Consider the following 22916-nt stretch of genomic DNA (forward strand, 5'->3'; position numbering starts at 1 on the left):
AGCGGATTTTGTTAAAATGAATGAGTATTGTATAACGAAAAAATAAATAGGAGAATGGTTATGAAAACAACGATTAAACAAGCGAAAGATCATTTAAACCAAGACGTTACAATTGGTGCTTGGCTAACAAATAAACGTTCAAGTGGTAAAATCGCCTTTTTACAATTACGTGATGGAACAGGCTTTATGCAAGGCGTAGTAGTTAAATCAGAAGTTGATGAAGAGGTATTCAAACTTGCGAAAGAAATTACTCAAGAATCATCTCTATATGTTACAGGCACAATTACAGAAGATAATCGTTCTGACTTAGGATACGAAATGCAAGTGAAATCAATTGAAGTTATTTCAGAAGCGCATGACTATCCGATTACACCTAAAAATCATGGTACAGAATTCTTAATGGATCACCGTCATTTATGGTTACGTTCTAAAAAACAACATGCTGTAATGAAAATTAGAAATGAAGTTATTCGTGCAACGTATGAATTTTTCAACAAAGATGGATTTACAAAGGTTGATCCACCAATTTTGACAGCAAGTGCGCCAGAAGGTACAAGTGAATTATTCCATACTAAATACTTTGATCAAGATGCGTTTTTATCTCAAAGTGGTCAGTTATACTTAGAAGCTGCAGCTATGGCACACGGAAAAGTATTTTCATTTGGTCCAACTTTCAGAGCTGAAAAATCAAAAACACGTAGACACTTGATCGAGTTCTGGATGATTGAAGGGGAAATGGCTTTCACAAATCATGCTGAAAGTTTAGAAATTCAAGAACAATATGTAACACATGTTGTAAAATCAGTTTTAGAAAATTGTAAACTAGAGTTGAAAATGTTAGAGCGTGATACATCAAAACTTGAAAAAGTTGCGACACCATTCCCTAGAATTTCATATGATGATGCAATTGAATTCTTAAAAGCAGAAGGCTTTGATGATATTGAATGGGGCGAAGATTTTGGTGCGCCACATGAAACAGCCATTGCTAATCATTATGATTTACCGGTGTTTATTACTAATTATCCAACTAAAATTAAGCCTTTCTATATGCAACCAAATCCTGAAAATGAAGAAACTGTATTATGTGCAGACTTAATTGCACCTGAAGGATACGGTGAAATTATAGGTGGATCTGAACGTGTGGATGACTTAGAATTGTTAGAACAACGCGTTAAAGAACATGGATTAGACGAAGAAGCATATAGTTACTACTTAGACTTACGTCGTTATGGTAGTGTGCCACACTGTGGATTTGGTTTAGGTTTAGAGCGTACAGTAGCATGGATTTCTGGTGTTGAACACGTTCGTGAAACTGCGCCATTCCCAAGATTATTAAACCGTTTATATCCATAAGTTTTAGGATCGTTACTTAATATTTATATTATGATAATAAAAAGAATCGTCCAGCCTATATTAATAGCTGGGCGATTTATGCTTGGAAAATGAAGATTGATAACGGCTTATATTAATCATGAACAAACTTTTGTTTAGTAACTATATTTGGAAAATAAATAGTTCATCTGATTATCCATAAAGTTCATTGTTAAAATCTAGTTTTAAAAAATACTGTTATTTAAAATTTGTTTGCTACTAGTTAAATATATTAAGCATTTTAGTCGAAAATTAAAGAAAATGATTTATACTATTAAGTAATGGTTAAATTTAAAAGGGGGCACGAACATGGATAAATATCAATTAAAAGCAAGACCTGTAGTGATACGAAGAGAATTATTAGACCATTACAGTGACTTAGGTTTAGATGAGCAAGATTTAGTCATTTTGCTTAAATTGATTTATGCTTCCGAAACATCAAATAAACAGCCTTCAATTGAATTACTTCAGAAGGGCTCAACTATGCAACCACGTGATATTACAATGGTTATTCAAAATTTGATACAACGTGAATTGCTAGAATTACAAGTTCAAAAAGATGAAGAAGGTAGATTTACCGAATATATGAATCTAGATCCTTTTTTCGAAAAATTAAGTCATATATTGAAGCAACAAAGTATGGAAACGAAAGAGCAAAATAGTAAAGAAAAATTTAAACAATTATTTAGAGTTTTAGAGGATACATTTGCAAGGCCGTTATCTCCATATGAAATAGAAACGTTAAATCAATGGATTGATGTTGATAAACACGATACTGCAATTATACAAGCGGCATTAGACGAGGCGAATAGTTTGAATAAACTTAGCTTTAAATATATGGATCGTATTTTACTTAATTGGAAGAAAAACAATGTTAAAACAATTGACGATTCTAGAAAAATAAGAGAAAAATTCAATAAACCGAAAATGACGCACACAGTTAAAACGGTACCTAAATTTGATTGGTTAAACGGGGAGAACCTTGATGGTAAGTAAGAAAAAAGCATTAGAAATGATTGATGTTATAGCAAATATGTTTCCGGATGCAGAATGTGAATTAAAACATGATAATCCGTTCGAATTAACTATTGCTGTATTATTGTCAGCGCAATGTACAGACGTTCTAGTAAATAGAGTAACAACTGAGCTGTTTAAAAAATACAAAACGCCTGAAGATTATTTGGCAGTCAGTGATGAAGAACTTATGAATGATATTCGTTCTATCGGTCTGTATCGTAACAAAGCTAAGAATATTAAGAAACTTTGTCAATCTTTGATTGATCAATTTAATGGAGAAATACCACAAACACATAAGGAATTAGAAAGTTTAGCAGGTGTAGGACGTAAAACTGCTAATGTAGTCATGAGTGTAGCATTTGATGAACCTTCGTTAGCTGTTGATACGCATGTAGAACGTGTTTCTAAACGCTTAGGTATTAATCGTTGGAAAGATAATGTGAGACAGGTAGAAGACCGTTTATGTTCTGTCATACCTAGAGATAGATGGAATAGGAGCCATCATCAACTCATTTTCTTTGGAAGATACCACTGTTTAGCCCGAAAACCTAAATGCGATATTTGTCCACTATTAGAAGATTGTAGAGAAGGACAAAAACGTTATAAAGCTAGTTTGAAAGAAGCGTGATAATATGACAAATATTACAAAAGAGGTATTTGATAATTTAGAACAAGAGATTGATGTATTTGCCAAAAATAAGACATTAGGTTCTAGTGAAGCAAAACCTTACTTGGATGAATACCATAGTAAAATTATTGATTATTTTAAGCAGGTTAATGACATCACTGGCAATATTGATTTTGATAATTTAAATCAATATCCTGTTGTGCCAATGAATTTTAAAGAAAGATATGATTATATGATTGAACGTAAATATCATTTTATGGGCTATCGACAAATGAAGACCTTTAAAACTGAATTGATTAAAATGAATGCTAGTTATCAAACAAGGTTAAAGAATAAGCAGGTATAGACAAGTTTGATCATTTTCTAATGTTAAAAAGATATAAGACTAATTCATGCACACATATTTGTATTTATGTTAGATGTCGTGTCATTACAACGTCTTAATATAAAAACTGTCCATCTACATCATAATGGATATCTTGAGGTATGCTTTAAGATATCTATTTCGAATCGTAGGTGGATTTCTTATATCTATGATTGTGAAAATATGTTGCAAACATGTTGATATTTCACTGATTAACGTACTCAGGGAATTGATAAACATATCAATTTAAAATAACGTCTAAGATGATTATGAGAAAATATAATCATAATTTTAAAAATGGGAACAACCACTTATTGAAATTCAATAATTTTACATAGCTAAAGATGTGAATATGAAAGACTATTTAGATGTTTCAAAATGTATGTGAATGTCTGATTTTACGGTTTCTACTAATATAGCAATAGCGTATGAATACTTATAAAAAAATCCTCAGCTACACCATAAATATGGTATAACTGAGGATTTTATGTTGAGTGGATTAGTTGAATATACCTGTTAATCCACCGCTGTTTCTAGATTGTTGAGATCTAGTATTGTTATTTGATTGTGCAGTACCACTGCTGTTTGCTGATGTGTCACTACCACCGTGTGCACTACGATTTGTAGTGTTGTTATCTTGACTACCAGAAACATTGATTGATGGGATACTACCACTTACTGAGCTAGGACGTTTAAAGTCTTCGCCATCTCTAGATGAAATTTTTGACATCACATTTTCATATAAGAACTGTGGATATTCTTGTTGGCTATGTCCCACAAATGAGTTTTCACCATATTGTTTAACTTTGCTGAAGCCCATCCACACTGACATAGTGTATTGAGGTGTAAAGCCGTTAATCCACACGTCTTTCGCTGCATTATCAGGTAAATTATATTGTGAATAAGTTTCAGCACCGTAAGTACCAGTACCTGTCTTAGCACCCATATTTACTCCAGATACACCATGGCCATATGCAGAACCATATGGTTTAAATGTACCTTTTAGCATCTCAGCTAACATGTATGCAGTGTAATCACTCATCGCTTTATGGCTAGTATGATCGTATTCGATTGTTTCACCATCACGAGTAACTACTTTTTGAATTGAATGCGCGTTGTTATAAGTACCACCGTTAGCGATTGCAGCAAATGCTGATGCTAATTGTGTTGGTGAGAATTCTGAAGCAGAACCACCAAGTACTTCAGATGGACCAATATCGCCTTCGTAGTTTAAGCCAAGTTTGGCAGCGAATTTCTTAGGTGCATCATTACCAGCATTTTGCTTAACTGATTGCCAAGCTTTTAAAGCTGGGATATTGAAACTTTGTCGTAAAGCATCATAAATTGATACAGTACCGTGACTCTTCACATCGTAGTTTCTAAATGTAGAGCCATCAACTTGATATGAAGATTCATCTTGAATCGCATGGTTTGTTGCCCATTTCATATTTTCAATGGCAGGTCCATACGCTAAGAAAGGTTTTAAAGATGAACCAGTAGGGTGTGGATCTGTTGCTTGGTTTCTGTTAACGACGTCTTTGAAATCACGTCCACCAGATATAGCAACTAAACCACCAGTTTTACTATCAAGAATCGTTGCACCAACTTGTTGGTCTTTATTCTTGTAGAAGCTACCATTATCAACATCATTTTGTAATGTTTTTTGAACATCTTTATCCATGTTTGTATAAATTTTAATACCACTTTGTAATACATTACCTAAATTTTCATCTTTGAATGCTTTATTATTCATTAATTCAGATTTTACAAAGTTAACGTATGAATTATACTCAGAATCTTGATTTGTATCAATGTTTTGACGTTCTTCAGCAGTACGATTTACTAAGTTCGCTTTTAAATCGATTTTCTTAGCATCTTCCCACTGTTTATCTGTAATGCGTTTATGATAATGCATTAAGTATAAAACAGTGTTTTTACGATCTTCAGCAGCTTTTGGATGATCATAAATATTATAGTTGTTTGGAACCTGAGGTAAACCGGCTAAATAAGCTTCTTCCGCTAAGTTTAAATCTTTTAAATCTTTATTAAAGTAATACTTAGCAGCAGCTTTAATACCTGTTACGCCATCAGAGTAGTAAATTTTGTTTAGATATACTTGGAAGATATCATCTTTACTATACTCTTGTTCTAAACGATATGATAAGTATGCTTCTTGAGCTTTACGTCCAATAGATTTATGTTGTGATAAAAATGCATCTTTAACAACTTGTTGTGTTAATGTTGAGGCACCTTCAGAACCAAATCCACCAGTCAAGTTCTTACCAATTGCACCGAATAAACGTTTATAATCAAGTGCGCCGTGTTCGTAGAAACGATTGTCTTCAGTTGCAAGTACTGCGTCTTTCATTGATTTCGGCACGTCTTTTAAATTTACATGCTCATGTCTTTGGCCATTATCTAATGTTTTAACAAGTTCTCCGTTCTTGTCATATATCTTTGCAGGAATCGGATCTTGTAATTTAGCTTCGGTAAAAGCAGGTGCTTTCCAAGCATAATAAGCAAACAATAAGATACCTAGTAAAAGAACAACGAAAAATGCAATAATCATGAAGCCAATAATCTTAATAATCGTTCTCTTCACATTTCTATTCTTTTTTGAGTTGGATTTCCCACCATTATTACCATTTTTCTTAGGCTGAGAAGATCCTTTGTTTTCCGTCATACGCGGTCCTCACTTTCATCTAATATCAACTTATCAACTGCTTTTAGATAGTCTAATCTTGGTTGATACTGATAAGGAATATGGTAACCATTTTTTCGTATTTCATCAACTGTTATAGACTTTTTAATATTATCTTTATATCTCTTCCAAAATATTTCGAATTTTGAATAGGGTAAAAGATAAACTTCATCTAGCGTTTTAAAACGAATCATTAAAAACACAATACCTTTTTGTTGATATGCATTTTTCATATGTTCGACTTGATGATCATGAATATTATTTAAAGGAAAGGACGTCTTGTTTTTAGTTTCCTTTGCTTCAAAATCAATATAATAACCTTGATAAACGCCGTTGTAATCAGTTGTTGAAGGTGTACGAAAATAAGCTTCGTTAATCACAGCTTTACTCCGTTTGGGATAGTTGACATTAACTATTTGTACCGGCGTAGGCTTTTTGTGAATAACTGCAATGTCGCTTTTAAGATAAAACGCATTTGAATGTTCGATATCTTTTTCAAGTGACATACCACGTCCACCATACTCAATATTACTAAAGGCAGCGGTCTTTTTCCCTCCGTCTATAGCACTATTTTTACGATATGGTTTACCATTTGGATAATTCATAAATTTCACCACACAAGTTTGGTAGTAAACGTTGTTTATTATACACAACATTATAGTGAAACACCAAACTTAAATTAGTATAAATGCGAAAGACACAATACACCAAAGCTTATTTTAACGTGATTTCAGCATTAACACAATAATATTATAATACATTTACCGTTAATGTTGGAATTTTACACACAATTTTAATTAATTGAAAAGTTTTGCTTATAAAAATGAATACTCATTACAATATTTTTGAATTTTGTTATAAAAGTCGAATCATGATCAGTAATTATTATTTTTGAGGCAAGTACAAGTATGTGTTGTTAATCAGCAGGGGTGTATTTGATTTAAATGATTTTATTAGATTATAAGTATTTTCATCGTATAACAACATACACGATAAAATTTTGTATTTATATAGGAAGTTTTTAGATTTACTTGATTTAACAGATAACACATTTAAAAAATAGTTAAATCAAATTATATAGAGTGTTAAAACATGACGAATACAGTATATTGTGATAAATTAAAAAATGTAGGAGGCGTCCTCATGAATGATGTAGTCGAATCACTAATTTATGAAGTTAACAACATGCAACAAAATTTTGAAAATGTGAAATCACAACAACAAGATCATGATTTTTACCAAACTGTAAAGCCATATACTGAACATATTGATAGCATGCTCAATGAGATCAAATTACATCGTGAATTTATTATAGAAGTACCTTATATGAATTCAAGGAAATTTGAGCTACTGATTGCTAACATTGAACAACTTTCTGTCGAATGTCATTTTAAGCGAACAAGTCGAAAGTTATTTATTGAAAAGCTTAAAAGTGTTCAATATGATTTACAAAATATATTAGATGGCGTAACAAAAGAGGGTACTCATGGTTAAAACAGTTTATGTAACAGGTTACAAATCATTCGAATTAAACATTTTTAAAGATGACGCACCTGAAGTACATTATTTAAAACAATTTATAAAACATAAAATTGAACAACTGTTGGATGAAGGATTAGAATGGGTGTTAATACAAGGGCAAATGGGTATAGAATTATGGACTGCAGAAGTTGTTATTGAATTACAACGAACATATGATTCGTTAAAGTTTGCTGTAATTACACCGTTCCAAGGACATACAGAAAAGTGGAATGAACATAATCAAAGTAAGTATGCCAACATAATTAAGCATGCAGATTATGTTGATAGTATTTTTCATACGCCGTATCAAGGTCCTTTTCAATTTAAACAAGCAGATCAATTTATGCTTGAACATTCGGACCAAACATTGCTCATTTATGATGAGGAACAAGAGGCGAGTCCTAAGTTCTTCAAGCAGATGTTAGTTGATTTTATGGATAAAACAAACTATACTTGTGATATTGTGACGTTCGATGAATTAACAGCATTCATCAATGACTTACAGTGGTCTGAAGATCAAAGTTTCTAATGAGGTGGAAAAAATGTCAGATGTTTCATTGAAATTATCAGCAAAAGATATTTATGAAAAAGATTTTGAAAAAACGATGGCTCGTGGCTATAGAAGAGAAGAAGTAGATGCATTTTTAGATGACATTATTGCTGATTATCAAAAAATGGCCGATATGAATAATGAAGTTGTAAAATTATCAGAAGAGAATCATAAACTTAAAAAAGAATTAGAAGAATTAAGACTACGTGTAGCAACATCTAGACCTCAGGACAATAAAAGTTTTTCTTCGAATAATACAACAACAAATACATCTTCAAATAATGTAGATATTTTAAAACGTATTTCAAACTTAGAAAAAGCTGTATTTGGTAAATAATTACTAAATATAAAAGTTTAACTGTCTTACTAATAATGACTATGTTATAATTTTAAAAGTGATATTTTGGGTAATCGCTATATTATATAGAGGAAAGTCCATGCTCACACAGTCTGAGATGATTGTAGTGTTCGTGCTTGATGAAACAATAAATCAAGGCATTAATTTGACGGCAATGAAATATCCTAAGTCTTTCGATATGGATAGAGTAATTTGAAAGTGCCACAGTGACGTAGCTTTTATAGAAATATAAAAGGTGGAACGCGGTAAACCCCTCGAGTGAGCAATCCAAATTTGGTAGGAGCACTTGTTTAACGGAATTCAACGTATAAACGAGACACACTTCGCGAAATGAAGTGGTGTAGACAGATGGTTATCACCTGAGTACCAGTGTGACTAGTGCACGTGATGAGTACGATGGAACAGAACATGGCTTATAGAAATATCACTACTAGTTTAGCTCTCCTAGATGATGGAGAGCTTTTTTCATGAAAAGAACACTTAAAATTAACGCCTTGTCTTGATATAATGACACTGCCTTGTTTTAAAATAATAAGCGAATGCGTTAATGTATCAGCGATTAAATTTGTTGGAAATGTATAAAAAACACAAGCTAAGAATAAAATACCTGTATAAAAGGAGAATCATATATGTTTCAATTACTTGCAGTTTGTCCGATGGGATTAGAAGCTGTTGTTGCTAGGGAAATTCAAGAATTAGGCTATGAAACAAATGTTGAAAATGGTCGTATATTTTTTGAAGGAGACGCAAGTGCAATTGTAAAGGCAAATTTATGGTTGCGCACAGCAGACCGAATCAAAATTGTTGTTGGACGTTTTAACGCAACAACGTTTGACGAATTATTCGAACAAACCAAAGCGCTCCCTTGGGAATCTATTATTGATAAAGAAGGTAACTTCCCAGTTCAAGGTAGAAGCGTTAAATCAACACTACATAGTGTGCCAGATTGTCAGGCGATAACTAAGAAAGCTATTGTTGAACGATTACGTCGTGCATATAACGAAAAGGGTTGGTTAAATGAATCAGGTGCCAAATACCCTGTTGAAGTTGCCATTTTAAAAGATAATGTATTATTGACCATCGACACATCAGGTTCTGGTTTGAACAGACGTGGATATAGATTAGCACAAGGTGAAGCACCAATTAAAGAAACGTTGGCAGCAAGTTTAATCCGTCTCGCAAACTGGAAAGGTGATACACCTTTAATTGATCCATTTTGCGGTTCAGGTACTATAGCTATAGAAGCTTGTTTAATTGCTCAAAATATCGCACCTGGTTTTAATCGCGAATTCGTATCAGAGCAATGGAACATCATGCCAGCAAATATTTATGATGATTACCGTGATGAAGCGGATAAGATGGCTGATTATGATAAGGAAATCGAAGTATATGCTTCTGATATTGATCCAGAAATGGTAGAGATTGCTAAGCGTAATGCTGAAGAAGTTGGGTTGTCTGATATTATTAAATTTAGTGTAAAAGATGTCAATACATTAACAATTGATACAGAAGAACCGGTGGCGTTAATTGGAAATCCTCCATATGGTGAACGTATTGGTGATCGTGAAGAAGTTGAAGAAATGTACCGTTATATTGGTAAACTAATGAAACAACATCCATTTTTATCTACATACATTTTAACAAGTAATAAAGAATTTGAATATTTAGTAGATCGTAAAGCAACGAAGCGACGTAAGTTATTTAATGGATATATAGAATGTACTTATTATCAATACTGGGGTAAAAAGACAGAACGTAAAACTATCGAAAACTAAAGTGTTTATAATGCGTGACTAAAATTAGTAATAATTATGTTCTCATGATAATAGGTATTTTTGAAAAATGGAGGAGTCTATAAATGGGTAAAAAAATGGGTCTAGGTTTATCTATAGCATTGGTTGTTATTGGTATTGCCGTTGTATGTTTAATGATTTTTTCTAGTCAAAAAACGACTTATTTTGGTTATATGAATAGTAATACAAATGCAGAAAAAGTTGTCAGTGAAAAAGATGGATTAGTCAAACATAATATCAAAGTAGAACCATCTAATGATTTCAAGCCGAAAAAAGGAGACTTTGTAAAATTAGTTTCTAAAGATGGTGGGAAGACATTTTATAAACAAGAGATTGTTAAACATGATGACGTCCCACACGGTTTAATGATGAAAATTCACGACATGCATATGAATTAATAAAAAAGCATCTATAACGTAATTTGGAAGAAGTAGAGTTATCTTCTTATGCGTTTTAGATGCTTTTTTATCTTCAAATTCAAAAAATCGTACTGATGGAAAAGTAAAAAACTTTTTCATCAGTACGATTTATTATAGAACCCGTTTTAAGTAATTATAGTGTCGAGAATCATTTTGTAAATTTCGTCAGTTCAAAACTTTAAGTGCATTATTGTTTAGCACGACGATCTTTAATATATAATATTAATTCAATTATAAATACAAGGATAAGTGATAATCCAAATAATGGCATTAATAATCCTAATACAATTAAACATATTATGAGTGATATAGATGCTGGTTTTTTTACGCGATGTGGTACTTTTACTGCAGTATTTTTTGTACGCTTTATCCAAGAGACAAACCCCATGCCAATGGCTACTAATAAAGCGATACATACAAATAAATTAATGATTTTATTTAAAATGCCGAATAAATGACCTTCGTGAAGCGGAATGCCCCATGTAAACCATTTAGCAATAATACCGTAGTCATCATATTTAATCGTACCTAACTTTTTACCGCTATATTGATCGAAATAAAGTGTTTGTTCCTTGTAAGGTGATACATCTAGCCCAGTAACACCTGAATTACTAGTATTAGATACAATAAAGGCACCATTTCTATCACTTGGATATACGATTGAAAACGGCTTTTTAATACCAGATTTTTGCGCCTGTTCAACGACCTTATCAATAGATATTTGATAATCTAATTTGGTTTGAGGCATTGCTGCATTACCATGATGACCACTTGAACCTTTTTCGGATGAAGCTGGCTGTTTATTTTTACGTGTAGCCCAAGGTAATTCGTTCAAATCTGATTTAGGTGGATTAATCGCTAATTCACCTTGACCAAGGTCACCGTTTGTGTCCATCATACCGGCAATTTTACTACCCATAAAACCAGACCATGGCAATCCAGTTATGACTAATACAAATACTGGAATTGCAATGATAACTCCAATCATTGCGTGCCACTTTTGCCAACGAAGTGCCTTACTTTTGTTAGAAATTAAATGCTTCTTAATGAGTAAATAAGTACCAGATAAAATCATGAATATCGTCCAACATGCGGTTAACTCTACTAAATAATTAATAATAGTATTTTCAGTAAACAAAGAACTATGTATACTTCGCATCACATTAGAATACGTATGTTTCGCATTTTGATCTGCAACAAATTGATTGTTACGATCTAGAAAGACGTAACGTTGATTTCCTGCCATATCACTCAGTGTAATTCGTTTGTTATATGGTTCATCAAGTATGCTAACTTTACTTACAAAGAATCCTTCATATTGTTGTTCAACTTGATGTACTGCATCATTTAATGTTTGATGCGTTTTTACATCACTGTCACCAAAAAACTTATTCTTATAAATATTATTTTCAACTTCTGGAAAGAACAAGTAACCAATGCCCGAAATGGTTAAAGTGATTAACAGTGGAGCAATAAATATTGCTGCATAGAAATGTAATCTTTGTAATGGATTAAATGTATTTTTCATATTTCCCTCCCAATTGGCTATTATACGGTGTCAATTCTGTGACGTGTGTGAACAAACTGTGACAATATTTATTTTCTAGAAAAATTTAACGATGATTTGTGATATTTAGAAAAATGAACTTTTAAGTTGGAATGTTTGAAGAAAATTGATTATTCGTATGTTTTATCAAGCAGCTATGATAAAATTTAAACATAATACAATGCGAGCCATTCAACGATCTTTGTTTAAATGGATATCGATATTGTATGAATTCGTTTTAACAAGCAAGCATTTCTATGTGAACGAACCAAAGGGGAAAGTAACATGATTAATAAAGAACAATTAGATCTTTTATATAAATTAAAAAAAGAAGTTGAAAAGTCGCGAAATGAAGCACTTTTACATACAATTAACCAAGTAATTAAGAAAGTATATTTGCAGCAATATACATGTTCGTTCGTTGGACATTTTTCTGCAGGTAAATCGACACTGATAAATTTATTAATTGAACAAGATATCTTACCAAGTTCACCTGTACCAACGACAAGTAATACTGCTATCGTGTCAGTTTCAGACAATCACGATATTATTGCTAATTTGCCGAATCAAACGTATGCCAAATTATCTAATTATGATGAAGTAAGGGAAATGAATCGCCAAAATGTCGACGTTGAATCTGTAGAAATTAATTTTCAATCAACTAAATTTGAAAATGGGTTTACGTTGCAAGATACACCAGGTGTTGATTCAAATGTTGCATCACATCAGTCAATAACAGAACAATATATGTATACAAGCAATATGATATTTTATACGGTTGACTATAACCACGTTCAATCTGAACTTAACTTTAAGTTTATGAAGCATATAAATGATGTTGGAATACCTGTTGTGTTTATCATTAATCAAATTGACAAGCATCAAGACGATGAATTGTCATTCTCTACGTTTAAATCTCGAGTTGAAAAATCAATTGCTGATTGGGGCATTAAATTAGAACGCATCTTTTATGTATCTAAATTTGATCACCCTGAAAATGAACTTGAAGTATTATCAACTTATCTAGTTTCATTAGATCAACATAGAGAAACAATAGAGGATTATACATTAAGAACGGTTGAATATATTACCGAAGCTCAGCTAGATTATATTCAGTCTGAAATTCAGGAAGTATTAGAAGATTTGGGTATCGAAGAAGCAGAGTTTGAACAAGCATTTTTAAATAGTCAACAGCATCAAGCAATTAGTGAAGAGGCACAACTTTTAAATAATCCAGATGAATTAATGGCATTTTTAAAGAATAAGCGTAAAAATATTTTAGAAAATGCATACATTATGCCGCATAATATGAGAGAAATGTTACGAAGTTATTTGGAAAGTATGTCTCAAGACTTTAATGTTGGCGGATTTTTTAATAAAAAGAAGAAAAAGCTACAAATTCAACAACAGCGATTATTAACAGCGACAGATGCGTTACAAGAACATGTTAATCAACAAATTCGTCAACCAATGCGAGAAGATATGTCATTTGTTACACGTTTTATCAATAAAAAAGAAGCTTCAGATAAAGTATTAAATCAGCATTATGACGTTAAGTCGGAAATGATTGAAGCTTTATATCAACCACAAACATCAATCAGCAATACTTATGTACTTACATTTTCAGACGAAGTGGTTAAAGCCATTAAGAAATACGTTGAACAACAGTCAACACCGATTTTTAAAGAAATTATAGAAAATGTGCAGGCAGATGAATTACCAACAGAAGAAAGTGATGATTTAAAAGAATATCAACGTTATACAGAATTAAATGAGCTGCGTCAGTCATTGACGACTAAGAATTATCGTCACTACTATATTCATTTAGATGAATCTCTAGATAAATTAGTAGATCGACAAGAGACAACATATCAAGTGGCTACTGATAATGCTCAGGGTAATCGAGATAATCAACAGCTAAATCAGAATACCGCTACAACAAATATGTCTATAGATATTCAAAAAGCACTTGATATAATTTCGGATGTGCCTTTGTTCAAGCGTACAAAGCAGGATATCCACGAAACATTAACACGTATAGATAATAAATTAATAAAAATAGGCGTATTTGGAACATTTAGTGCGGGTAAAAGTAGTTTGATAAATGCATTATTAGGCGAGCATATTTTAGTCAGTTCTCCAAATCCTACTACAGCAGCTACTACAGAAATATCTTATGGAGACGAGAGTTATATAACGCTAAAATCACAATCGCAATTATTAGATGAAATTAATGCAGTAGTTGAATACCAAGATATATCTTTTTCAACTATAGAAGACTTTATTAATTCAGATTTAGAAAAGTTAAAATCACATTTAAATAAAAATCAACTCGCTTTTGTTCATGCAGTTGAAAAACATTATAAATTGTATGTCAGTATGTTGGAAAACGGAGAAAAACATGCCATTAATCAACAAGAATTGAAAAAGTGGAGTGCAGAAGATGAATATGCAACATTTGTTAAAACAGTACACATTGCATTAATGCATGATTGGTTAAAAGGTAAAATAATTGTTGATTCCTTAGGGCTACACTCAAATAACCAAAGGCATACAAATGAAACAGAGCAAATTTTAACTTCTTCAGACTTAATATTGTATGTGAGTTATTTTAATCATTCATTTACTGATAATGACAAGGCGTTTATAGAACACATGAAAGATATGAACCAGTTGAATGAAAACCAAGCATTTAAAATGGTAATTAATGCTGCTGATTTAGCAGAAAGTCAAGATGATCTTGAAGCGGTTGAAACATATGTATCAGATGCATTAAGACAAGTACACTTACAATCAGACATTTTTGCTGTATCAAGTCGAAATGCATTGCAAGCTGAAGATAAGGGCATTGATCAATTAAAACAAAGCATACAACAATTTGTTGATGTTGATTCTAAATCAATTTTAGAACAACAAATGATTCATCAGCTTCAGCAAATGGATCGTTCTTATGTAGAGATGATTACAGAATTCGAAACAAATAAAGCTGATATTTCACGTCGCCAACAAAGGTTAACAGACTATAAAGATAAACAGCGTTTACAACATCAATTAATTGATGCGACGCTACAACATACAGACAACGAAGTTGAAGAACAAGTTTATCATTTAAATGCACGTTTAAAATTACAACTACTTGACGATGTTAAATCAGTGTTTAATTCTCAAATGACGCAAAATAGTGATTTTAATGAAGAAAAGAAAGTGTCTACGAAAGTATACTTAGATCAAATTCATCAACGATTGTTTTTAGAGCAATCTTTAATTACAGAACGTATAAAAAAATACTTTAATAAGCAACTCACTGAGCAAATTGCCCCAATCGTTCAACAATTAGCAGATTTACATGTCATTGTTAATCCTCAGTTTAACTTTGAATCAGCTAATATAGAGCAACCATTATTGCACATCGATTTCAATGATATGCTAAATGCATTGCCTAAACAATTAACAAAACGTAAAATTTTGAATCCAAATGGGCAAAGAGATATACATGAATCAATTTGTCAAAGTACGTTAGGATTATTACAACCACAAATGGGATTATTGAGGCAACAGCTTGAATTATATGTAAAGCAAATGGCTGTAGAAGCTGAATCGCAATTTGAAAGTTTTGAAGCTAATATTCAAACGCAAATAAACGATTTATTAGCATTTGATTTAGATACAACACTTATCAATCAATTGAAAGATAAACATCAACAACTGAAAACTATTTTATATTAAGAAAGAAGGAACGTTTTAAATGCCAAATAAAATATTACTTGTAGATGGTATGGCGCTATTATTTAGACATTTCTACGCTACAAGTCTTCATAAACAATTTATGTACAATTCACAAGGTGTACCTACAAATGGAATACAAGGATTTGTGCGTCATATCTTTTCGGCAATACATGAAATACGCCCTACACATGTAGCTGTATGTTGGGATATGGGACAATCAACTTTTAGAAATGATATGTTTGATGGTTATAAGCAAAATCGTTCTGCACCACCAGAAGAATTGATACCACAATTTGATTATGTTAAAGAAATTTCAGAGCAATTTGGCTTTGTAAATATTGGCGTTAAAAACTATGAAGCGGATGATGTTATAGGTACATTAGCACAACAATATTCAACTGATAACGATGTCTATATTATTACGGGCGACAAAGATTTACTGCAATGTATTAATGACAATGTTGAAGTTTGGCTAATTAAAAAAGGTTTTAACATTTATAATAGATATACATTACATCGTTTTAACGAAGAATATGACCTTGAACCACAACAACTAATCGATATTAAAGCGTTTATGGGTGATACAGCAGATGGATATGCAGGTGTTAAAGGAATTGGTGAGAAAACGGCTATTAAGTTAATTCAGCAATATCAAAGCGTTGAAAATGTGGTTGAAAACATTGATGCATTATCAGCTGGACAACGTAATAAGATTAATGACAATTTAGATGAACTATATTTATCGAAGCGACTGGCTGAAATTCACACACAAGTACCAATTGATAGTGAAGCGCTTTTTGAGAAAATGTCATTTGCAACAACGCTTAATCATATTTTATCAATTTGCAACGAACATGAATTACATGTTTCAGGAAAATATATTTCATCTCATTTTTAAAAAGTATAAGATTTTATGAAAAATTAAACCAATTAAGTATAAAAAGACTATTTCTATCGATACAAGGTAGAAATAGTCTTTTTGCGTATTTGGATATGTCAAAGTGAATAAATAAGTCGAATTTTGATAGATACATATTTGATTAATCAATAGAGTTAAAGAATTATATTTCATCCAAATAAATTACCATGCACTACAAAATAGTACAGTTACAACTTCATTCATTTAAAAAAGAGATTTAATTATTTAGTTTTTGAGTCAATGTATTAATGCAACTATAAATCAAATGGAGTATAAGAAATAAATATAATGGTATAATTGCACATAATATTTAAGAATAAGAATAATATATTAAATATTTATTAACAAATTATAGATAAAATATGAATAATTAATTAATGGTATTTACATATGCATACCCACAAGATAAAATGATTGTGAAATAATTCACAAAATCAAAAGGAGTGTTGCAAATGTTAGTTGCAGTAGTCAAAGAATTAAAACAAGGTGAAGGACGTGTAGCTTGCACACCCGAAAATGTGCGTAAGTTAACGGATGCAGGACATAAAGTAATTGTAGAAAAAAATGCTGGCATTGGTTCAGGATTTTCTGACGATATGTATGAAAAAGAAGGCGCTAAGATTGTAACTCACGAACAAGCATGGGAAGCAGATCTGGTTATCAAAGTAAAAGAACCACATACAAGTGAATATCAATATTTTAAAAAAGATCAAATCATCTGGGGATTCTTACATTTAGCATCTTCAAAGGAAATAGTAGAAAAAATGCAAGAAGTTGGTGTTACTGCTATTAGTGGTGAAACCATTATAAAAAATGGAAAAGCAGAATTATTAGCGCCAATGAGTGCTATAGCAGGTCAACGCTCAGCAATTATGGGAGCTTACTACTCTGAAGCACAACATGGTGGTCAAGGTACTTTAGTGACTGGTGTACATGAAAATGTGGATATACCTGGTAGTACATATGTGATTTTCGGTGGTGGCGTAGCAGCAACAAATGCAGCAAATGTTGCCTTGGGACTAAATGCTAAAGTAATCATTATCGAGTTAAACGATGATCGCATTAAATATTTACAAGACATGTATGCAGAAAAAGATGTCACAGTAGTCAAATCAACACCAGAAAATTTAGCAGAACAAATAAAAAAAGCAGATGTATTTATTTCTACAATTTTAATTCCAGGTGCGAAACCGCCAAAATTGGTTACTCGTGAGATGGTTAAATCAATGAAAAAAGGTTCAGTATTAATCGATATAGCTATTGACCAAGGTGGAACTATTGAAACAATTAGACCAACTACAATTTCTGATCCAGTGTATGAAGAAGAAGGTGTGATTCATTACGGTGTACCAAACCAACCAGGAGCAGTCCCAAGAACTTCAACAATGGCATTAGCACAAGGAAATATTGATTATATATTAGAAATTTGTGACAAAGGCTTAGAACAAGCAATTAAAGATAATGAAGCCTTAAGTACTGGTGTAAACATTTACCAAGGACAAGTGACAAATCAAGGATTAGCTACATCACATGACCTAGATTATAAAGAAATATTAAATGTTATCGAATAGATAGTAATTTAAATGAAATTGAGTGAAATGAATATTTTAAATATAGCATTATAGTTTGGACTAAAAATTTACAAAACGGAAGGATGTAATTATTATGACAACCAACACAGTTACATTACAAACAGCACATATTGTAAGTTTAGGAGATATCGAAGAAGCTAAAGCAAGCATTAAACCATTTATTCGTCGAACACCTCTAATTAAATCAATGTATTTAAGCCAAAGTATAACTAAAGGGAATGTATTTCTAAAATTAGAAAATATGCAATTCACAGGATCTTTTAAATTTAGAGGCGCTAGCAATAAAATTAATCACTTAACAGATGAACAAAAAGAAAAAGGCATTATCGCAGCATCTGCTGGGAACCATGCACAAGGTGTTGCTTTAACAGCTAAATTATTAGGCATTGATGCAACTATCGTAATGCCTGAAACAGCACCACAAGCAAAACAACAAGCAACAAAAGGCTATGGGGCAAAGGTTATTTTAAAAGGTAAAAACTTTAACGAAACTAGACTTTATATGGAAGAATTAGCGAAAGAAAATGGCATGACAATCGTTCATCCATATGACGATAAGTTTGTAATGGCAGGCCAAGGAACAATTGGTTTAGAAATTTTAGATGATATTTGGAATGTGAATACAGTCATCGTACCAGTTGGCGGTGGAGGATTAATTGCAGGTATTGCCACCGCATTAAAATCATTTAACCCTTCAATTCATATTATCGGTGTTCAATCTGAGAATGTTCATGGTATGGCTGAGTCTTTCTATAAGAGAGATTTAACTGAACATCGAGTGGATAGCACAATAGCAGATGGTTGTGATGTAAAAGTTCCTGGTGAACAAACATATGAAGTAGTTAAACATTTAGTAGATGAATTTATTCTTGTTACTGAAGAAGAAATTGAACATGCTATGAAAGATTTAATGCAGCGTGCCAAAATTATTACTGAAGGTGCAGGCGCATTACCAACAGCTGCAATTTTAAGTGGAAAAATAAACAATAAATGGCTTGAAGATAAAAATGTTGTTGCATTAGTTTCAGGCGGGAATGTTGACTTAACTAGAGTTTCAGGTGTCATTGAACATGGACTGAATATTGCAGATACAAGCAAGGGTGTGGTAGGTTAAAACATTTAATCTTAAAAATGAGGTGTAATTATGTCAAATGGTAAAGAATTACAAAAAAATATAGGTTTCTTCTCAGCGTTTGCTATTGTTATGGGGACAGTTATTGGTTCAGGAGTATTCTTTAAAATATCAAACGTAACAGAAGTAACAGGAACAGCAGGAATGGCCTTGTTTGTATGGTTCCTAGGCGGCATCATTACCATTTGTGCGGGGTTAACAGCAGCAGAACTTGCTGCTGCAATCCCTGAAACAGGTGGCTTAACGAAGTATATAGAATATACATACGGTGATTTCTGGGGCTTCTTATCAGGCTGGGCACAATCATTTATTTATTTTCCAGCAAACGTAGCAGCATTGTCTATCGTATTTGCGACACAGTTAATTAATTTATTCCATTTATCTATAGGTTCATTAATACCAATAGCAATCGCATCTGCGTTATCTATTGTGTTGATAAATTTCCTAGGTTCAAAAGCAGGTGGAATTTTACAATCAGTTACATTAGTAATTAAACTGATTCCAATCATCGTTATCGTAATTTTTGGTATTTTTCAATCTGGAGATATCACTTTTTCATTAATTCCAACTACAGGTAATTCAGGAAATGGTTTCTTTACAGCAATTGGTAGTGGTTTATTAGCAACTATGTTTGCATATGATGGTTGGATTCATGTAGGAAATGTTGCGGGGGAACTTAAAAATCCTAAACGCGATTTACCTTTAGCGATTTCAGTTGGTATCGGTTGTATTATGGCTGTGTATTTATTAATTAACGCTACATTCTTATTAACGTTGCCAATTGAACTACTTGCTGGTAATTTAAATGCAGCTTCAGATACATCAAAAATATTATTTGGTGAAAATGGCGGTAAGATTATTACAATTGGTATATTAATTTCTGTTTATGGTACGATCAATGGCTATACTATGACTGGTATGCGCGTACCATATGCAATGGCTGAAAGAAAATTATTGCCATTTAGCCACTTATTCGCAAAATTAACAAAATCTGGCGCACCATGGTTTGGCGCAATTATACAACTTATAATCGCTATCATCATGATGTCAATGGGAGCATTTGATACAATTACAAACATGTTAATCTTTGTTATTTGGTTGTTCTATTGTATGTCATTTGTTGCGGTAATAATTTTAAGAAAACGTGAACCAAATATGGAGCGACCATATAAAGTACCGTTATATCCAATCATACCTTTAATTGCTATTTTGGCAGGATCATTTGTATTAATTAATACACTGTTTACACAATTTATACTAGCAATTATTGGGATTCTAATCACAGCACTTGGTATACCAGTTTATTACTATAAGAAGAAACAAAAAGCAGCATAAGGTAAGATAACTAGCATTGAGAATAAATGGATGGACTACTAATAAATTTAAAGTTTTACACATTAAAATCAAAAACCATTCAATTATTCTATCGAACAGACAAATTTCTGTTATGGAATTTGTCTGTTTTCAAAAGTATAGGGAGGCAAATAGAGATGGAAAAGCCGTCAAGAGAGGCATTTGAAGGCAATAATAAGTTGTTAATAGGAATTGTTTTAAGTGTAATAACGTTTTGGCTATTTGCACAATCATTGGTTAATGTTGTACCAATACTTGAAGATAGTTTCAATACAGATATTGGAACGGTAAATATCGCCGTTAGTATAACTGCTTTATTTTCAGGAATGTTTGTAGTAGGAGCAGGTGGTCTTGCTGATAAATATGGCAGAATTAAACTCACGAACATTGGTATTATCTTAAATATATTGGGTTCATTATTAATCATTATTTCAAATATTCCTTTATTACTTATTTTAGGAAGATTAATTCAAGGACTTTCAGCAGCATGTATTATGCCTGCAACTTTGTCTATTATTAAGTCATATTACATTGGGAAAGATAGACAACGCGCTTTAAGTTATTGGTCAATTGGCTCATGGGGCGGCTCAGGTGTTTGTTCATTTTTTGGAGGTGCAGTTGCAACGCTTTTAGGTTGGCGTTGGATTTTCATCCTATCAATTATAATTTCATTAATTGCGCTATTTCTTATTAAAGGCACACCTGAAACTAAATCTAAATCGATTTCTCTAAATAAATTTGACATTAAAGGTCTGGTTCTTTTAGTCATTATGCTCCTCAGTTTAAACATTTTAATTACTAAAGGATCAGAATTAGGTGTAACCTCACTTCTTTTTATCACTTTATTAGCAATTGCAATTGGATCTTTTAGTTTATTTATAGTTCTTGAAAAGCGTGCTACAAATCCTTTAATCGATTTTAAATTATTTAAAAATAAAGCTTATACAGGTGCAACAGCTTCAAACTTTTTGTTAAATGGTGTTGCGGGAACATTAATAGTAGCCAACACATTTGTTCAAAGAGGTTTAGGATATTCTTCATTGCAAGCAGGAAGTTTATCAATCACTTATTTAGTAATGGTACTAATTATGATTCGTGTTGGTGAAAAGTTACTTCAAACACTCGGATGCAAGAAACCAATGTTAATTGGAACAGGAGTTCTTATTGTCGGAGAATGTCTCATTTCATTAACATTTTTGCCAGAAATATTGTATGTCATTTGTTGTGTTATAGGTTATTTATTCTTTGGTTTAGGACTAGGAATATATGCTACACCAACAACAGATACAGCAATTGCAAATGCACCGTTAGAAAAAGTAGGCGTTGCTGCAGGTATCTATAAAATGGCTTCTGCATTAGGTGGAGCATTTGGCGTCGCATTAAGTGGTGCAGTTTATGCAATCGTATCAAATATGACAAACATTTATACAGGTGCAATGATTGCATTATGGTTAAACGCAGGTATGGGAATTTTATCATTCGTTATCATTTTGTTACTTGTGCCTAAACAAAACGACACTCAATTATGATAATTGAGAATTAAATTGAAATCATATAAGTCGCTACAATATTAAACAAAAATATAAACCGATTCTTATGTGTCATTATTTTAAATGAACATAGGGATTGGTTTTTTATTACTCTTTTACGCTACTTTATTTATAATTATTATAAATTGTCACAAATTCAATTTACCTTACAATATATTTTGTGTTATTATATTCTGGAGCATAAATAAATTGTTCAACACATAGTTGTAATGTGTTTCAATACTTTTTGGATAGATTGCGAAATTGTATTGAATCGTCATCGTTTTAAATTTTTAAATGAGAATGGAATGAGCATTACAATACACAAGCAATCAAAAGTAAATACATTCACAACACAACAGAGACATAACAACAAGATAAGGAGTGAACAATAGCT

At 32.0% G+C, this 22916-nt stretch carries 18 protein-coding genes and 1 other RNA gene; 16 read left to right on the forward strand and 3 right to left on the reverse strand.

Annotation, left to right across the window (positions count from 1 at the left end; all coding sequences use genetic code 11):
* The first annotated feature begins 60 nt into the window (after positions 1 to 60).
* The 4 genes from asnS (at position 61) to IDG65_RS01470 (ending at position 3362) form a co-directional block, all read left to right on the forward strand.
* The gene (gene asnS / locus IDG65_RS01455; RefSeq protein ID WP_000858795.1) at positions 61 to 1353 is read left to right on the forward strand and encodes an asparagine--tRNA ligase; all 1293 of its coding nucleotides are present in this window, start codon (positions 61 to 63) and stop codon (positions 1351 to 1353) included.
* Positions 1354 to 1680: 327 nt separating this feature from the next.
* On the forward strand, positions 1681 to 2367 hold the full coding sequence (locus IDG65_RS01460) for a DnaD domain-containing protein (RefSeq protein WP_000362222.1): 687 nt from the start codon (positions 1681 to 1683) through the stop codon (positions 2365 to 2367).
* Positions 2357 to 3016, forward strand: coding sequence for an endonuclease III (gene nth, locus IDG65_RS01465; RefSeq protein ID WP_000253765.1), 660 nt, complete (start codon positions 2357 to 2359; stop codon positions 3014 to 3016). The genes IDG65_RS01460 and nth overlap by 11 nt, the downstream gene beginning before the upstream one ends.
* Before the next feature lie 4 nt (positions 3017 to 3020).
* Positions 3021 to 3362, forward strand: coding sequence for a YpoC family protein (locus tag IDG65_RS01470; protein WP_000182028.1), 342 nt, complete (start codon positions 3021 to 3023; stop codon positions 3360 to 3362).
* Between the two features lie 517 nt (positions 3363 to 3879).
* Here the strand turns inward: IDG65_RS01470 and IDG65_RS01475 are convergent.
* Positions 3880 to 6063 (reverse strand): transglycosylase domain-containing protein, encoded by a 2184-nt coding sequence (locus IDG65_RS01475; RefSeq protein WP_000138345.1) that lies wholly within the window; start codon positions 6061 to 6063, stop codon positions 3880 to 3882.
* Entirely contained in the window at positions 6060 to 6686 is a 627-nt protein-coding gene (gene recU / locus IDG65_RS01480; RefSeq protein WP_001108885.1) for a Holliday junction resolvase RecU, read from the reverse strand. Before recU ends, IDG65_RS01475 begins: the two co-directional genes overlap by 4 nt.
* A 538-nt stretch (positions 6687 to 7224) precedes the next feature.
* Between recU and IDG65_RS01485 the strand changes: the two genes are divergently transcribed.
* The 6 genes from IDG65_RS01485 (at position 7225) to IDG65_RS01510 (ending at position 10701) form a co-directional block, all read left to right on the forward strand.
* Positions 7225 to 7575: a YppE family protein gene (locus tag IDG65_RS01485; protein ID WP_001000805.1), complete on the forward strand. Its 351-nt coding sequence runs from the start codon at positions 7225 to 7227 to the stop codon at positions 7573 to 7575.
* Positions 7568 to 8131: an SLOG family protein gene (locus IDG65_RS01490; protein ID WP_000241302.1), complete on the forward strand. Its 564-nt coding sequence runs from the start codon at positions 7568 to 7570 to the stop codon at positions 8129 to 8131. The genes IDG65_RS01485 and IDG65_RS01490 overlap by 8 nt, the downstream gene beginning before the upstream one ends.
* Positions 8132 to 8144: 13 nt before the next feature.
* Positions 8145 to 8489 carry a cell division regulator GpsB gene (gpsB, locus tag IDG65_RS01495; RefSeq protein ID WP_001286320.1) on the forward strand — a complete coding sequence of 115 codons (345 nt, stop codon included), beginning with the start codon at positions 8145 to 8147 and terminating at the stop codon, positions 8487 to 8489.
* Positions 8490 to 8551: 62 nt separating this feature from the next.
* An RNA gene (rnpB, locus tag IDG65_RS01500) (RNase P RNA component class B) lies at positions 8552 to 8931 on the forward strand.
* A 208-nt stretch (positions 8932 to 9139) separates the two neighbouring features.
* Positions 9140 to 10285 carry a THUMP domain-containing class I SAM-dependent RNA methyltransferase gene (locus tag IDG65_RS01505; protein WP_000487150.1) on the forward strand — a complete coding sequence of 382 codons (1146 nt, stop codon included), beginning with the start codon at positions 9140 to 9142 and terminating at the stop codon, positions 10283 to 10285.
* Positions 10286 to 10368: 83 nt separating this feature from the next.
* Complete coding sequence (locus IDG65_RS01510) at positions 10369 to 10701, forward strand: DUF4889 domain-containing protein (RefSeq protein ID WP_000516801.1); 333 nt, start codon at positions 10369 to 10371, stop codon at positions 10699 to 10701.
* Positions 10702 to 10909: 208 nt separating this feature from the next.
* On the opposite strand, the gene IDG65_RS01515 is transcribed toward IDG65_RS01510, so the two are convergent.
* Positions 10910 to 12250 carry a PepSY-associated TM helix domain-containing protein gene (locus IDG65_RS01515; RefSeq protein ID WP_000799007.1) on the reverse strand — a complete coding sequence of 447 codons (1341 nt, stop codon included), beginning with the start codon at positions 12248 to 12250 and terminating at the stop codon, positions 10910 to 10912.
* Positions 12251 to 12553: 303 nt separating this feature from the next.
* On the opposite strand from IDG65_RS01515, the gene IDG65_RS01520 reads away from it, so the two are divergent.
* The 6 genes from IDG65_RS01520 (at position 12554) to norB (ending at position 22519) form a co-directional block, all read left to right on the forward strand.
* On the forward strand, positions 12554 to 15994 hold the full coding sequence (locus IDG65_RS01520) for a dynamin family protein (RefSeq protein ID WP_000608535.1): 3441 nt from the start codon (positions 12554 to 12556) through the stop codon (positions 15992 to 15994).
* A 19-nt stretch (positions 15995 to 16013) separates the two neighbouring features.
* Positions 16014 to 16892: a 5'-3' exonuclease gene (locus IDG65_RS01525; protein ID WP_001133024.1), complete on the forward strand. Its 879-nt coding sequence runs from the start codon at positions 16014 to 16016 to the stop codon at positions 16890 to 16892.
* 473 nt (positions 16893 to 17365) lie between these two features.
* Positions 17366 to 18484 carry an alanine dehydrogenase gene (gene ald, locus IDG65_RS01530; RefSeq protein WP_000959415.1) on the forward strand — a complete coding sequence of 373 codons (1119 nt, stop codon included), beginning with the start codon at positions 17366 to 17368 and terminating at the stop codon, positions 18482 to 18484.
* A gap of 94 nt (positions 18485 to 18578) precedes the next feature.
* Positions 18579 to 19619 carry a bifunctional threonine ammonia-lyase/L-serine ammonia-lyase TdcB gene (tdcB, locus tag IDG65_RS01535; protein WP_000210828.1) on the forward strand — a complete coding sequence of 347 codons (1041 nt, stop codon included), beginning with the start codon at positions 18579 to 18581 and terminating at the stop codon, positions 19617 to 19619.
* A 30-nt stretch (positions 19620 to 19649) separates the two neighbouring features.
* Positions 19650 to 20972, forward strand: a complete 1323-nt coding sequence (locus IDG65_RS01540) for an APC family permease (RefSeq protein WP_000064778.1) — start codon at positions 19650 to 19652, stop codon at positions 20970 to 20972.
* Positions 20973 to 21127: 155 nt separating this feature from the next.
* Positions 21128 to 22519, forward strand: coding sequence for a multidrug efflux MFS transporter NorB (norB, locus tag IDG65_RS01545; RefSeq protein WP_052997611.1), 1392 nt, complete (start codon positions 21128 to 21130; stop codon positions 22517 to 22519).
* Positions 22520 to 22916: the final 397 nt, after the last annotated feature.

Origin of the sequence: Staphylococcus sp. EG-SA-17, assembly GCF_017151845.1 — a bacterium.
Classification (GTDB): domain Bacteria; phylum Bacillota; class Bacilli; order Staphylococcales; family Staphylococcaceae; genus Staphylococcus; species Staphylococcus aureus.